At 45.8% G+C, this 13,751-nt stretch carries 17 protein-coding genes and 1 pseudogene; 12 read left to right on the top strand and 6 right to left on the bottom strand.

Features of this window, described 5'->3' with window-relative positions; all coding sequences use genetic code 11:
• The first annotated feature begins 2 nt into the window (after positions 1-2).
• From IEN92_RS06465 to mmsB, 3 genes are all read left to right on the top strand, one after another.
• Positions 3-1,052 carry a fumarylacetoacetate hydrolase family protein gene (locus tag IEN92_RS06465; protein ID WP_216161725.1) on the top strand — a complete coding sequence of 350 codons (1,050 nt, stop codon included), beginning with the start codon at positions 3-5 and terminating at the stop codon, positions 1,050-1,052.
• Positions 1,053-1,261: 209 nt separating this feature from the next.
• A complete protein-coding gene (locus IEN92_RS06470; protein WP_011903187.1) occupies positions 1,262-1,450 on the top strand; it encodes a hypothetical protein in 189 nt (62 codons plus the stop codon).
• 100 nt (positions 1,451-1,550) lie between these two features.
• Positions 1,551-2,435: a 3-hydroxyisobutyrate dehydrogenase gene (gene mmsB / locus IEN92_RS06475; RefSeq protein WP_216161727.1), complete on the top strand. Its 885-nt coding sequence runs from the start codon at positions 1,551-1,553 to the stop codon at positions 2,433-2,435.
• A 14-nt stretch (positions 2,436-2,449) separates the two neighbouring features.
• On the opposite strand, the gene selD is transcribed toward mmsB, so the two are convergent.
• The 5 genes and pseudogenes from selD to IEN92_RS06500 form a co-directional block, all read right to left on the bottom strand.
• Complete coding sequence (gene selD, locus IEN92_RS06480; RefSeq protein WP_216161730.1) at positions 2,450-3,511, bottom strand: selenide, water dikinase SelD; 1,062 nt, start codon at positions 3,509-3,511, stop codon at positions 2,450-2,452.
• A 34-nt stretch (positions 3,512-3,545) separates the two neighbouring features.
• A pseudogene (locus IEN92_RS06485) lies at positions 3,546-3,860 on the bottom strand (TlpA disulfide reductase family protein); the annotation flags it as partial.
• A gap of 131 nt (positions 3,861-3,991) precedes the next feature.
• Complete coding sequence (locus IEN92_RS06490) at positions 3,992-5,257, bottom strand: DEAD/DEAH box helicase (RefSeq protein ID WP_216161733.1); 1,266 nt, start codon at positions 5,255-5,257, stop codon at positions 3,992-3,994.
• Positions 5,258-5,360: 103 nt separating this feature from the next.
• Positions 5,361-5,798 carry a YbgC/FadM family acyl-CoA thioesterase gene (locus tag IEN92_RS06495; RefSeq protein WP_215376023.1) on the bottom strand — a complete coding sequence of 146 codons (438 nt, stop codon included), beginning with the start codon at positions 5,796-5,798 and terminating at the stop codon, positions 5,361-5,363.
• A gap of 16 nt (positions 5,799-5,814) precedes the next feature.
• A complete protein-coding gene (locus IEN92_RS06500; protein ID WP_370623883.1) occupies positions 5,815-6,252 on the bottom strand; it encodes a GNAT family N-acetyltransferase in 438 nt (145 codons plus the stop codon).
• Between the two features lie 163 nt (positions 6,253-6,415).
• Here IEN92_RS06500 and IEN92_RS06505 point away from each other — a divergent pair, with 163 nt between their 5' ends.
• Positions 6,416-6,997, top strand: coding sequence for a hypothetical protein (locus IEN92_RS06505; protein ID WP_251366781.1), 582 nt, complete (start codon positions 6,416-6,418; stop codon positions 6,995-6,997).
• A gap of 81 nt (positions 6,998-7,078) precedes the next feature.
• Here the strand turns inward: IEN92_RS06505 and IEN92_RS06510 are convergent, their stop codons facing one another.
• Positions 7,079-7,897, bottom strand: a complete 819-nt coding sequence (locus IEN92_RS06510; RefSeq protein WP_216161736.1) for a substrate-binding domain-containing protein — start codon at positions 7,895-7,897, stop codon at positions 7,079-7,081.
• Between the two features lie 76 nt (positions 7,898-7,973).
• Here IEN92_RS06510 and modA point away from each other — a divergent pair, with 76 nt between their 5' ends.
• The 8 genes from modA to IEN92_RS06550 all read left to right on the top strand — a co-directional run bounded on the left by modA (position 7,974) and on the right by IEN92_RS06550 (position 13,712).
• On the top strand, positions 7,974-8,744 hold the full coding sequence (gene modA / locus IEN92_RS06515; protein ID WP_255539776.1) for a molybdate ABC transporter substrate-binding protein: 771 nt from the start codon (positions 7,974-7,976) through the stop codon (positions 8,742-8,744).
• Positions 8,745-8,905: 161 nt separating this feature from the next.
• Positions 8,906-9,151, top strand: coding sequence for a FeoA family protein (locus tag IEN92_RS06520; protein WP_216161739.1), 246 nt, complete (start codon positions 8,906-8,908; stop codon positions 9,149-9,151).
• Positions 9,144-11,057: a ferrous iron transporter B gene (locus IEN92_RS06525; protein ID WP_216161742.1), complete on the top strand. Its 1,914-nt coding sequence runs from the start codon at positions 9,144-9,146 to the stop codon at positions 11,055-11,057. Before IEN92_RS06520 ends, IEN92_RS06525 begins: the two co-directional genes overlap by 8 nt.
• A 79-nt stretch (positions 11,058-11,136) precedes the next feature.
• On the top strand, positions 11,137-11,934 hold the full coding sequence (locus tag IEN92_RS06530) for a transporter (RefSeq protein ID WP_216161744.1): 798 nt from the start codon (positions 11,137-11,139) through the stop codon (positions 11,932-11,934).
• A 20-nt stretch (positions 11,935-11,954) separates the two neighbouring features.
• Positions 11,955-12,236, top strand: a complete 282-nt coding sequence (locus IEN92_RS06535) for a SemiSWEET transporter (RefSeq protein ID WP_216161747.1) — start codon at positions 11,955-11,957, stop codon at positions 12,234-12,236.
• 34 nt (positions 12,237-12,270) lie between these two features.
• Positions 12,271-12,963: a fumarylacetoacetate hydrolase family protein gene (locus tag IEN92_RS06540; protein ID WP_216161750.1), complete on the top strand. Its 693-nt coding sequence runs from the start codon at positions 12,271-12,273 to the stop codon at positions 12,961-12,963.
• Between the two features lie 30 nt (positions 12,964-12,993).
• On the top strand, positions 12,994-13,152 hold the full coding sequence (locus IEN92_RS06545; protein WP_216161753.1) for a DUF5993 family protein: 159 nt from the start codon (positions 12,994-12,996) through the stop codon (positions 13,150-13,152).
• Positions 13,149-13,712 (top strand): disulfide bond formation protein B, encoded by a 564-nt coding sequence (locus IEN92_RS06550; protein ID WP_216161755.1) that lies wholly within the window; start codon positions 13,149-13,151, stop codon positions 13,710-13,712. The genes IEN92_RS06545 and IEN92_RS06550 overlap by 4 nt, the downstream gene beginning before the upstream one ends.
• The last annotated feature ends 39 nt before the right edge of the window (positions 13,713-13,751 follow it).

Raw genomic sequence — 13,751 nt, forward strand, 5'->3', positions numbered from 1 at the left:
CTGTGGATACAAATCGGAGAGATGCTCTGAAGTTAGGTGCATCAGCTGCTGTGAGCAGTATGTTTATTTCAAATGTGATGGCCGCCCCTGGCGATCAACAAAAAATTGTGGTCGAGCCAATGACTGGCAAGGCCGGATTGCGAATCGCCAACTATCTACCAAAAATGGGAGCCACTTCTCGTTTAGGCTTGGTGACCAATGATGGTTTTGTGGTGGATATTCCTACAGAAGCCGCTCGTCAAAAAATGGAGCTGTCATTTGACCCCACCTCGATGATTTCCTTAGCGGCTTCTGGTAATCGTGGTTTGGTGGAATTGGCTGCAATCTTTAAAAACCGCAGCGCCAATCTTGCCAATGTGAATCAAGTCATCTTGTTGTCACCCATCCCGAAGCCACAGAGCAATATTTATTGTGTGGGCTGGAACTATCTTGACCATTTTGAAGAAGGCCTACAAAACCGCGAAGACAAGACAGTGAAAGAGTATCCAAAGGTGCCCGTACTCTTTACTAAAGGCACGCAAACCATGAATGGTCCGTTTGATCCCATTCCTTATGATGCTGGCATCTCAACCATGATTGACTGGGAGGCCGAGCTTGCTGTCGTGATTGGTAAAAAGGGCAAGAATATCTCCGAAGAAAACGCTATGGATTACGTGTATGGTTACACAGCCTATAACGACACGACTGCACGCGATATTCAGCAAAAGCGCCAGTCAGGTCAATGGTTCAAAGGTAAGAGTTTGGATGGGCATGGTCCGATGGGTCCGTGGGTTGTGACGGCTGGCGGAGTGAACTTGCAAGACACTCGCATCATCTGTCGAGTGAACGGCGTTGAAAAACAGAATGCTAGTTATAAGCAGATGTACTTCAAGATCCCCGCGATTATTGCCGAGCTATCACGTGGTTTGACATTATTACCAGGCGACATTATTGCTACAGGAACACCATCAGGTGTCGGCTACAGCAGAAAGCCTCCAGAGTTTTTAAAGCCAGGCGACATGGTGGAAACGGAAATTACAGGTGTCGGCATTATTCGCAACAAGATTGCTTAAGCAAAAAAGTAGGGTGGGCTGCTAATAGCAGCCCAGTTTTTTGTGGCACAGCAGCAAAAGATAAACCAGTAGTTTTTGGGATTTATTTGCTGATTTACACCCCAATTTAAGCGTTATCCCTGATGAAATAGTGCATTTTCTGGTGTTTTTATGGGGATATACTGACTCCGTTGTTAGTTTAAATATTTATACGATTATTGGGAGACGAGATGTCACAACACGATACATTGTTGGCTGCTTTTGAAGCATACAAAGCTGAAAACGAAAAATTCATTGAAAAAGGTATTAAGGCATCTGCTGCACGTGCTCGCAAGGCTTTGCAAGAGATTGCTGGCGCATGTAAAGAGCGTCGTAAAGAAATTACTGCTACTAAAGAAGCAATGGAAGCAAAGAAGTAATTCTTACAAAAAATAGATTCGCAAGCCTAGCTTTCACAAGCTAGGCTTTTTTCTTTTTAATCTCTGTATAAATGAATCAACAGACACGAATAGTCAAGTTATGAAAATCGGATTTATTGGTTTAGGAAATATGGGTTTACCAATGGCCCTCAATTTATTGAAGGCGGGACATCAAGTCTTGGGATTTGACTTAGTAAAAACCCAATTGGATGCCTTTGCTGCTGCTGGTGGACTGGTAGCTCCTGATGCAGCTACTGCGGCAAAAGATGTCGAGGTGCTCATTAGTATGCTGCCGGCCTCAAAGCATGTAGAAGCTTTGTATCTTGGCCAGACAGGTTTGCTAGCGAGCACCAATTCCAATACCCTACTTATTGATTGCTCAACTATCTCTCCAAAAGTTGCGCAAGTAGTCGCTGCAAAAGCAAGGGCAGCAGGTTTTGCCATGATCGATGCACCTGTCTCTGGAGGAACTGCAGGTGCGCAAGCTGGCACCTTGACCTTTATGGTGGGCGGTGATGCAAAAGCTGTAGAGCGAGCCCGCCCATTATTAGAGGCAATGGGTAAGAATATTTTTCATGCGGGGGCTAGCGGTGCAGGGCAGACCGTTAAGGTCTGCAACAACATGTTGTTAGGGATTCAGATGCTTGGCACTAGTGAGGCCTTACGTTTAGGGATTGCTAATGGCATGGACCCTAAAGTGTTGTCTGACATTATGGCTAAAAGCTCTGGCCGTAATTGGGCTTTAGAGCTTTACAACCCTTGCCCTGGAGTGATGGAAAATGCGCCTGCCTCAAAAGGCTATGCTGGTGGCTTTGGGGTCGATCTGATGCTCAAAGATTTAGGCCTCGCAGCTGAGAATGCTGATGCCCTCGATGCCAATATTCCTTTAGGGAAGTTGGCTCAAGAATTGTATGCAGCCCACAGCAAAGCCGGTAATGGACAACTCGATTTCTCGAGCGTCTTTCATCTTAAAAAAGTAAATTGAGTTTTTGAGAATTTCTAGGAAACGACGAGCGGTTTCTCTTGGGCTTTGCCCATTTGCCCAATCACGCGTGCACCCAAGAAGTGATGTTGATTGAAGATCTCGAGTACCGCTTGAACGCTATCAGGGCTACAAGAAACGAGTAAGCCACCACTAGTTTGCGGATCAGTCAGTAAAGCCTGTTGTGCCGGAGTAAAGCTTGCTGGGAGGCCTACTTGAGATCCATAGCTTTGCCAATTGCGCTCAGATGCACCTGTGATAATCCCATCGTCAGCTAGTGATTGAACATTGGAAAGCAGGGGCACCTGACTCCAATCGATATGGGCAGTGCAGCCAGAACCTTTGGCTAACTCTAGAGTGTGGCCGGCTAAACCAAATCCTGTGACATCAGTCAGCGCATGTACGCCAGCGAGCTTGGCTAAATCAGGTCCAGCAATATTGAGTTTGGTGGTATTAGCAATCATCTCTCGATAACCATCCGGACCAAGCAAATCCTTTTTCAAGGCTGCAGACAGAATTCCGACGCCAAGCGGTTTTCCTAAGATCAAGACATCACCAGGCTGTGCGCTGGCATTACTCTTTACTCGCTTGGGATCGACGAGACCAATCGCTACCAAACCATAAATGGGCTCTACGGAATCAATCGTGTGCCCACCAGCAATCGGAATGCCAGCACTGCGACATGCTTCAGAGCCACCCTCCAAAATTCGGGCAATCGTTTGATTCGATAAGACTTTAATGGGCATACCCACCAGGGCAAGTGCAAATAGCGGGGTACCACCCATGGCGTAGATATCGCTGATGGCATTGGTCGCGGCAATCTTTCCGAAATCAAACGGGTCATCCACAATCGGCATGAAGAAATCGGTGGTTGCAACGATCGCTTGAGATTCACTAATTTGATACACCGCCGCATCATCTGAAGTTTCAATACCAATCAGCAGTTCCTTGGGGAAGGGCAGCTGCGGAACATTCTTGAGGATTTCAGAAAGGACGCCAGGAGCAATCTTGCAGCCGCAGCCACCACCATGGGATAAGGAGGTAAGACGAGGTTCCATTGCTTGACTGGAGGTATTCATGGTTGAAGGGTATCAGAAGAGATGAGAACAGGGGTTATTGACGTAAAAGAGCATCGATTTTGCTTTTGACTTCATTGCTATCAACGTCTTCAATTGCGCCAATCCAGACACCTTCTATTTTTCCTGTTTTACCCACCAAGAAAGTTGTTGGGATCCCACGTGCTTTCCAAGTTTTATAGGCAATGCTATTGCGATCAAGCAATATCTCCATAGCGTTTTCTGAAATGCCATTCCCTTTTAAAAACTGAATGATGCGTGGATTCATTTCTGCGAGATTCACTGCTATGACGACGAGCCCCTTGAGCCCATATTTTTCTTGTAGCTCAGTGAGCTCCTCAAATTCTTCACGACATGGCTCGCACTAGCAATGGTTTTGATGGCGGAGCGACGGGTAATAGTCATCTGGTCTCTTTGAATGTAGTCTGGATCAATATAAAAAGTAGAACAATATTTTGTTATTTTACTGAATAGCCTCATGAATTAACGATTAAAACTTCGCTTAGGTGGGCTGCTACGTTTGGCTGACGCCGCACCAGAACCAGCCGTTTTTGGCTTTCTCGATTGTTGATGTTGTTGGCTGCGCAACTGAATTGGCTGAGCTACTGCATTTGGATCCGGCTCAAATCCCGCAATGATCTCTTGTGGCAGTTTTTGCTTAATCAGCTTTTCAATATCTCGTAGCATCTGATGCTCATCTACACAGACTAAAGAAACTGCAACGCCATTGGATCCTGCACGACCAGTGCGTCCAATACGGTGGACATAGTCTTCCGATACATTCGGTAGGTCATAGTTCACTACATGGGGTAATTGGTCAATATCAATACCGCGCGCAGCGATATCGGTCGCCACGAGAGCAGTCAATTTTCCTGCCTTGAAATCTGCCAGCGCTTTGGTACGAGCTGTTTGACTCTTATTGCCATGGATGGCCATACTCGTAATGCCATCTTTTTCTAATTGGGTGACAAGCTTATTAGCGCCATGCTTGGTGCGTGTAAATACTAAAACTTGCTTCCAATCATTCGTTTTAATGAGATGCGCCAGTAGGGGATGCTTTTTGCTTCTATCAACTGGATGAATGAGCTGTGCAATCGCTTCGTTAGTGCTGTTGCTCCGCGCTACTTCAATTAATGCAGGAGAATTTAATAGCCCATCAGCAAGCGCCTTAATCTCGGTCGAAAAGGTAGCAGAGAACAAGAGGTTCTGACGTTGCTTTGGCAGGGCAGCCAAAATCTTTTTGATATCGCGCAAGAATCCCATATCCAGCATGCGATCTGCCTCGTCTAAGACAAGAATTTCAATCTCATTTAGTGAGACACATTTTTGCGACATCAAATCAAGCAGTCGTCCCGGTGTAGCAACCAAGATATCTAAGCCAGCAGCAATGGCTTTAATTTGGGGATTCGCACCAACACCACCGAAAATCACTGTGGACTTAAGACCCGTGTACTTGCCATAGGTAACAACTGATTCTTGAACCTGTGCCGCCAGTTCGCGAGTAGGTGTCAGAATGAGGACGCGCAGTAGACGCTTACCTGAGTTTGATTTGCTAGTGCTAAGACGTTGCAAAATCGGCAGCGTAAAGCCTGCAGTTTTGCCAGTACCTGTTTGTGCAGCCGCTAAAAGATCACCGCCTTGCAGAACGGCAGGAATCGATTTCGCTTGAATTGGGGTGGGGCTGGTGTAGCCTTCTTCTGCAATAGCGCGAAGAATGGGTTCTGATAAACCAAGATCTGTAAATAACATAAGGGCCAATAAAGTATTGACCCGTATTCAATTAAACGACTATCCCGGTCAATGGGGTGAGCTGCCACGCTAGAGCGTTTGCAGTAAGAGCCCCTATTTTAAGTCATTGGGTATGGTCTACCAAAAAGAGCCAGTCAGGTAAGGCTTTGGGCTTAAGGGTGGTCGTATCGACACAAACGATATGTAGCGTTGCGCTTGCAATGACTTGCATCTCCTCGACACCTTCATTGAGAACTTTTCGCTGGGCATTTTGTTTAACGACAACTTGAGAGCGCCCACGATGTTCAATCGTTTGATCAATATAAAGTAAATCATCAAGGCGACCTGGTTTATAAAAATGCATACTCAGTTCACGCACCGGTAGCAAGATGCCATGTTCATTAATGAGGATAGTCGGGGTCAGATCACGCTGCGCCAACCATTGCGCACGACTGCGTTCAAAGATTTCAAGATAGCGGCCGTGATAAACAAATCCAGCAGCATCAGTATCGGAATAGCAAACGCGGTGGATATACGGAGTAGGTGTGTGGGTAGTATTCATTAGGTGATAAGGCGGATTAAGTATTCTGTGGCAATAAGAGCATCATATTACGATGGGGAATGCCGGCCTCATCATAGACAGGACCGTCCGCAACAAACCCGTGCTTTTCATAAAAGGGTATCGCATATACCTGAGCATGTAATGACAGTGTCTGCAGACCTTCTGCTTTTGCTAAATCCATGAGGCTACTTAATAATGCTGTGCCAATGCCCTGTTTCCGAAAGGCAATCAGTACTGCCATTCGACCAATTTGAGCTCGATGCGTATTTATTTTGACTAAGCGTGCAGTGCCGACACCTAGGGTATTTACGTAAGCTAAGGCATGCCGAGACGGGGCGTCAAATTCATCGATCTCCATGGCTTCGGGCACACCCTGTTCCTCAATAAACACCTCCTTGCGTATCGAGAAAGCCTCTTCAAAGGCTTGCTGCCAGGATTTAATAACAATTTCCACCTTGATCCATGCTCCAAATAGGGATTTTTCCTTAATGTACCAAAGCGTAGGGGCTGATTAGGGCCATGTAGGAATATGACAGGCAGTCATGTTTCCATGGTTACAATGAAATCAGGTGCCTGATGGGCTCCGTTTGAACCCTTTTAATTGCTTAGGAGTTATCTTGAAAAAATCATTACTTGCTGGTTTGTTTGTTGCCGCTGGCCTAGCTTTTGCAGCATCTGCATCTGCTCAGTTGCCTGCAAAAATGTTGCCATTGGCAGCCGAAGTTGCTGTACTGACGGCTACTGTAGATTCTGTTGATGTAAAGAAGCGCATTGTTGTGTTGAAAGATGCTAACGGTAATTTGGTACAAATGAACGTTGCTAAATCTGTAAATGATTTGGATAAAGTTAAAAAGGGTGATGTATTTGTTGTTGAGCATGCTCAAGCGATTGCTATTGGCTTAACGGCAGCAGGTAAAGATGCTAAGCCAGGTGTTTCTGGTGTACGTTCTGTATCAGTAGCTGGCAAAGGTTCTGCTAAGCCATTTGAAGAAGTGACTGATACTGTTTATGCAACAGTGAAGATTTCAACAATCGATCAGAAAACCCGTATCGTGACTTTCACATTGCCAAGCGGCGAGAAGCAAAAAGTGAAAGTGGATCAGGCTGTTTTAGGTCTTGAGAAATTCAAGGCGGGTGATGATGTCATTGTTGAGTTTGTTGATGACACAGCAATTGGTTTCGTAACACCGAAGAAGTAATCTACGCCTACTGGTTTAAGCCAGAAAGCAGTAAAAAAGCCCGCAAATGCGGGCTTTTTGTTTGGCATAAAGTATGCCTAACTATTTTTTAGCATTCGGGAAGAAGAGTTGTTCGCCACCAATTTGATAGCTAGCAATTACATCTTGACCATTTTTAGAAATCAGCCAATCAATAAAGGCTTGGCCTTCCGCTTTTTTCACATGCGGGAACTTTGCTGGATTTACCAACATCACACCATATTGATTGAATAACTTTGGATCCCCTTGAACCAGAATCACGAGATCACCTCGGTTCTTAAAGCTTAACCAGGTTCCTCTATCAGCCAAAATATAAGCGTTCATAGCGGAAGCAGTATTGAGGGCTGGGCCCATGCCTGAGCCTGTTTCCTTATACCAAGAGCCCGTCGGAGTAATGCTGGCACCTTTCCAATAGCGTAGTTCAGCAGCATGCGTACCGCTCTTATCACCACGCGATACAAATGGCGCTTGTGCAGCAGAAATTTTTTGGAGAGCGACTTGAATATCTTTGCCGCCACCTACTTTGGCTGGATCCGATTTAGGTCCAATCAAGACAAAATCGTTGTACATCACTTCATTGCGTTTGGTCGAATAACCTTCCTGTACAAAAATCTCTTCTGCAGGCTTATCGTGCACAAACACGACATCAGCATCGCCACGACGACCAATATCTAAAGCCTGCCCAGTTCCAACCGCAACCACCTTTACATCAATTCCGGTTTTCATTTTGAAGATTGGCAAGATGAAACCAAATAGGCCAGACTGTTCGGTGGATGTGGTGGAGGACACCACAATGCTCTTCTCTTGAGCTAGAGCAGGCGTGATGAGTAAGTTGCATACGGCAATCGTGATGGCCAATAAACGGCAGGTGGTGAATGTCATGAATCTGTGCCCTGATTTGTTTGGGTGACGAAAGATGGAAGAGATAGTTTACCTCTGCTAAATAATATAAACTGACTTGAAAATTTTACTTGGGGCTGCATTGCGTAAATTTATTTTATCCCTCGTCTTTTTCCTTTCTCAAGGGCTCTACGCTCAACCGGTAACGGTTGCTGTAGCCGCAAATATGAAAGAGGCTTTTGCCGAGATCAATGTCGCTTTTAAAACAAAAGGGGGCTCTGACTTGAGGGTGGTCTATGGATCATCTGGAAACTTTGCTGCTCAGATTATGAATGGAGCACCCTTTAACTTGTTCATATCCGCAGATGAGCATTTCCCGCTGGAGCTTTATCAGCAGGGCAAGACAGTGGATGAGGGAGCAATTTATGCCATTGGTAAATTGACGCTGATTGCAAAGAATTCTTCTGACATGAAGTTGCTCGATAGTAAGGCTGATTTAGCAAGAGCTATTTCCAAAGCAAATAAGATCGCGATTGCTAAGCCGGAATTGGCGCCATATGGTAAGGCTGCCGTTGAATATCTCAAGGCTGAAGGCCTGTGGGATCTTGCTAAAGAGAAGTTAATCTATGGCGACAATATTGGTGTGGCAACGATGTATGTTGTCTCTGGTGCTGCTGATCTGGGTTTTACTGCGCTATCGTTGGCAAAGTCTGCGGAAGTTTCTAAAGATACACATTTCATCTTGGTCAATAGCAAGCTTTATGAACCTATCAAGCAGCGCATGGTCTTAATCAAAGGCGCACCCCGAGAGGCGATCGCTTTATATCAATTTATTCAAACTCCCCAAGCTAAATCGATTCTGCAAAAGTACGGTTACAGCACCCCCTAAGTTTTCTCTCGACCCCAATTAGCGACTTTCTTTTGTTGCAGATCAAGCTCCATTGAGTCAAGAGGGTCCATGATGAGCTGAACAACGCTGATTTTCCATGAATGATATTCATTCTCATTTGGGATATAATCGCGCTATAAGCCACTAAATAAGCAGATTGCATGAATTTGGATCAAGTCGAACTCGACGCTCTGTACCGTGTTATCAAGGTCATTGCCCCTCAGGGTGCCCCTCAAATAAAGGGTCAGTTGGAGGATATTGGCTTCTTACCGGGCGAGCAGGTTTCTGTTTTGCGTAAAGGACTGCTTGGCAAAGGTCCTTACATGGTTCGAGTGGGCACCTCGACATTTGCATTGCGTGAATCTGAGGCGCGCATGATCTCGGTTGAATGTGCACCCCATGCCTGAATCTAAAATTCATTTTTTCCCCAATGAGCCACTTGTTGCGCTTCTGGGAAATCCAAATTGTGGAAAGACTGCACTCTTTAATTTGCTCACTGGCAGTCGTCAGAAGGTAGCAAATTATTCTGGTGTGACAGTTGAGCGCAAGGAAGGTCTGTTAAGTCTGAGCTCTGGCAAGCAAATCCGAATTCTCGATTTACCTGGTGCCTATAGTCTCTATCCGCGTTCTCTCGATGAGCGGGTTACCTGCAATGTATTGCTAGGTAGAGCTGAAGGGGAGAAGCGTCCTGATTTAGTTATCTGCGTACTGAGCGCAATGAACTTGCGGCGCAATCTGCGGCTAGTCCTTGCAGCCAAGCGTTTGGGCTTACCTTGTATCGTAGTTCTGAATATGCTTGATATTGCCAAGCGACAAGGCTTGCAAATTGATACAGCTGCACTCTCACGTCAATTGGGTTTACCAGTACTGACGAGTATTGGCATTCAAACTGATGGTGCAGATGAGATTAAACATTTCTTATCCAACCTAGATTGGCGCAATCTGAGTGCATATCAAACGGGTAGCAGTGATGCCACGCTAGAAAATGCCGCATCCCATATCGCGCATACTGAATCAGACAATGTGCAAGTCCAGAAAATTCTGCAAACTCTGAACTTAGATCAAATTATTCCTGATCATCTCAGCGATCGCTTAGATTCAGTATTACTCCATCCGGTGTTTGGCCCGATGATTTTGGTGGCGCTCCTATTCTTCATCTTCCAGGCCGTATTTAGCTGGGCAACTTTGCCTATGGACTTGATTAAGGCAGGTGTAGAGTTGCTAGGTGGGCAAATCGCAGAGATCATGCCGAATACTTGGCTACGGAGTTTATTGATTAACGGTATTTTGGCTGGTCTTGGCGGAGTCATTATCTTTTTGCCGCAAATCTTGATTTTGTTCTTCTTCATTCTCTTGTTAGAAGAGTCTGGTTATTTGCCTAGAGCTGCCTTCTTGCTAGATCGTGTCATGGGATCGGTAGGTCTATCAGGCCGATCATTTATTCCCTTGTTGTCGAGCTTTGCCTGTGCTATTCCGGGCATTATGGCAACTAGAAGTATTTCTAATGCGCGCGATCGCTTGGTTACCATTTTGATCGCACCTATGATGACCTGTTCAGCACGCCTACCGGTGTATGCCTTACTAATCTCCGCCTTTATTCCCGAGAAAAAACTTTGGGGGAGTATCGATCTACAAGGATTAGTACTGTTCTCGCTGTATCTAGCGGGAATTTTGGGTGCGATGGCAATTGCTTGGATATTGAAACATTTTACGAGTACGCAATTCAGGATGAATGCACTGATGATGGAGTTGCCCAGCTATCACCTGCCACGCTTAGGTAATTTGGCGATGAGCTTGTGGCAACGTGCAGAGATCTTCTTGCGTAGAGTCGGCGGCATCATTTTGTTCATGACTTTGGTTTTATGGGTGTTATCGAGCTTCCCACTTCCACCGGAGGGCGCTACAGGCTCAGCGATTGAATATAGCTTTGCCGGTATGCTGGGTAAATTATTAGCCCATATTTTTTCACCGATTGGTTTTAATTGGGAAATTAGCATTGCCCTTGTGCCAGGCATGGCTGCGCGTGAAGTGGTGGTGAGCTCATTGGCAACCGTATATGCCTTATCTACCTCCAGTGCAGATGCGGCAGAAGCACTGATTCCCTTAATCTCCTCAAGCTGGCCTTTAGCTACTGCACTTTCTTTGCTGGCTTGGTTTGTCTTTGCACCTCAATGCCTCTCGACGATTGCTGCAGTCAAGCGGGAAACGGGTGGCTGGAAGATCCCCGTCATTATGGTGAGCTATTTGTTTGGTTTGGCCTACCTTGCTTCATTTGTTACCTACCATACCGCGGTTGCCCTTGGCCTAGGCTAGTGTTCCTAGCTGGGATTTGACTGCTCGCCATCATAGGGCGGCCAAGCAAAAGTTATGCAAATCATTAAAATGATGGGTTATGCCCACTCGCGCAAACTCTTCCATCCATATTCTGCCAAGCCTTTTGGTGGCGCTTGTTTTTTCTTGCCTGCCAGCGATCTCTTTTGCAGTCTTGCAAGATGAGATTCAAGTCTATGATAGTGAAATTAATGCTAAGGGCGAGGCTAGTCTTGAGCTTCATGTGAATAGCACCCCGCGTGGTGTGCAAACACCTTCCTACCCGGGTGAGGTGATGAATAACAATGGGGTGCGTGTTACACCAGAACTGGCTTATGGCCTTGGTCATGATCTTGAGGCCGGTCTTTATATCTCTTACGTCAACTACGATAGCAAGTTTCAATATGCTGCGACTAAATTGCGCATGAAATGGTTGCCAATCCGACAGGATAAAGGTGATGATTTTTTTGCAGGGGTGAACTTTGAAGTAGCAAATGTGCAGCCACAGTTTGATGAGTCTCGATATAACGGCGAAGCCCGTTTTATTATTGGTAAACAATTTGATGAATGGCTGTTCTCATTTAATCCGATTATTGATATGCCGCTGTCTCAGCCTTATGTCCATCAAGCGCCGTATTTTTCAACCGCTACGCGTCTTTCTCGAGAGGTGATGCCTGATTTGGCGCTCGGTGTTGAGTATTACTCTAACCTGAATCAAATTGGCCAACCGACTACTTATCAAAACACTCAGCAATTAGGTTTCTTAATGATGTATTACGACGGCAAACCCCTTGCGTTTCAGGCGGGTATCGGCAAAGGCTTTACAAACAGCACGGACTCTCTGACCTTGAAGGCTATTTTTTCAATTCCCTTGGATTAAGGGTGAGTTAAAGTTTATCAATGAATCTTGTATCTCACCAAATTGAAATCATTGGCTACTGCGCTGCATTCTTAACCACGATTGCTTTTTTACCTCAGGCCATTCAGTCCTGGCGCACGCGAGACTTATCGGGTGCTTCCTTAGGAATGTATTGCCTGTTTACCACTGGAGTGGGTTTATGGCTCATCTATGGACTGATTATTGAAAAGTGGCCCTTGATATTGGCAAATGCATTGACGTTTGCTTTGGCTCTGAGTATCTTGATCCTGAAATTGCGTCATTCTTTAAAACGCAAGCCATAAACATGGATTGTTCGTATCGCCTACAGAAGGTTCTATGAGTTCAGCATTTGTGATTGATCCGCCAGCAGTCATCTCTCTACCAGTTGCCGGGAATGCCCGCCGCTTTCCTGTGAATCGCATATTCTGCGTTGGTCGTAATTATGCTGAGCACGCACGTGAGATGGGTCATGACCCCGATCGGGAGCCACCATTCTTTTTCATGAAACCGGCTAGTGCCATCGTGACGGATGGAAAAGATATGGACTATCCCCATCTTTCAAATGATGTTCATCACGAAATCGAGATGGTGGTTGCCATCGCTAAAGGTGGAGAGAATATTTCTGCCGATCAAGCTTTAGAGCATGTTTATGGCTATGGTGTTGGCTTAGATATGACAAGACGTGATCTTCAGGGTGAAGCCAAAAAGCTTGGCCGTCCTTGGGATACTGGTAAGGCATTTGATCAAGCAGCTCCCTGCGGCGCGATTACACCGGTAGCGCAGTGTGGCCACCTATCAAAAGGCACGGTTCAATTGCTCATTAATGGGGAAGTGCGCCAAGAGGGTAATCTCAATCAACTCATTTGGGATGTGCCAGAGACGATTGCCTATCTATCGACTTTATTTTCTTTGCTGCCTGGCGACCTGATCTTTACAGGCACCCCTGCCGGAGTAGGGCCAGTGAAAAAAGGGGATGTATTGGAGGCTAGCGTTGAGGGCTTAGAAAGCCTAAAAACCACTATTCGTTAATTGGTCAAATAGCTGAGATAGAATTACCTTATGTATATGTTCCTCCCTTTTCTGACAGCGTTTCTCGGACTGATCCTAGTCTGGTTTGAGAAACGTATCGCAGGGATGTTCGTCTTGGCAATTACTGTCGGGATTCTGATGGTCTGGTTCCGCTTTCATGCAACTTCTCACCTCAATATTAGCCTGTGAGTAAAGTTAGCCTTCCTTCGCTTGCCTCTCTGGGTAATCAGCTATCTCTGCTGGCAGTGATCGGTGTTTTATCGTATGCCTTTGTCGATCAACTGTACTTTGGTGAATTGCCATGCCCGCTCTGTTTAATGCAGCGCGTTGGCTTTGTCATCATTGGTTTTGCCTTGGTTCTCAATCTTCGTTGTGGAGCGCACAGTGCTCACTACGGCTGGGGGATTCTCGGTGGCTTAGTTGGCATGATGGTTTCACTACGCCAAGTCTTCCTGCATATCTTGCCAGGCGATAAGGGATTTGGCAGCACTTTCTTGGAATTGCATTTCTACACCTGGGCCTTTGTCGGCTATATGGGTCTCCTAGCAGGCCAGGCAATTCTGTTAATGCTACCTAATCGTGATGTGCGTTCACGCTCACTGTTTACAAATGCATTAATCATCATGTTTATTTTGATTGTCTTTGCTAATTTACTATCTACATTACTTGAGTGTGGCCTTGGCCCATGCGCGGATGATCCCGTCAAATACGATGGCTGGCTTTGGCTACGCAGTCGACTAGGCTTCTAATTTACTGTTGTGATGCTACTGGTTAGGCTGTTAAAAAGC

It is taken from the genome of Polynucleobacter sp. MWH-Creno-3A4 (genome assembly GCF_018881885.1).
Taxonomy (GTDB): Bacteria; Pseudomonadota; Gammaproteobacteria; order Burkholderiales; family Burkholderiaceae; genus Polynucleobacter.